This is a genomic window from Leisingera sp. ANG-DT (assembly GCF_000813785.1).
In the GTDB taxonomy this organism is placed as follows: domain Bacteria; phylum Pseudomonadota; class Alphaproteobacteria; order Rhodobacterales; family Rhodobacteraceae; genus Leisingera.
Genome location: NZ_JWLE01000042.1, coordinates 386 through 907 on the forward strand (window position 1 = coordinate 386; position 522 = coordinate 907).

Genomic DNA, 522 nt, shown 5'->3' on the forward strand with positions numbered 1-522 from the left:
GGCGGCGGAACCCTCCGGCCAGCCGCAGCCGGTGGCCCCGGACGCGCAGGAACTGGTGGCCGCCAAAGACCTCAAGGTCTGGTTCCCGATCCAGCGCGGGCTTCTGAAGCGCACTGTAGGCCATGTGAAAGCGGTGAACCCGATGTCGGTCTCGGTCCGGGCGGGTGAAACCCTGGGCATCGTCGGTGAAAGTGGCTCCGGCAAGACCACTCTGGCGCTCGCCATCATGCGGCTGATCGCGTCGGAGGGCGCGGTCACCTTCCAGGGCCAGGACCTGCGCAAGTGGTCCACCCGCGACCTGCGCGCCTTGCGCAAGGACATGCAGATCGTGTTCCAGGACCCGTTCGGCTCTCTCAGCCCGCGGATGACCTGCGCCCAGATCATCGCGGAGGGGCTGGCGATCCACAAGGTGGACCAGCACCGCGACACCCGCGAACTGGTGGCGGAGGTGATGACGGAGGTGGGCCTGGATCCCGCGGCGATGGACCGCTACCCGCATGAGTTCTCCGGCGGCCAGCGCCA

1 protein-coding gene is annotated in these 522 nt (G+C 68.4%); it reads left to right on the forward strand.

The window, feature by feature from the left end; all coding sequences use genetic code 11:
- Positions 1-522, forward strand: a 522-nt coding sequence (locus RA21_RS23285) for an ATP-binding cassette domain-containing protein (RefSeq protein ID WP_241483540.1), incomplete at both ends; no start/stop codon positions are given.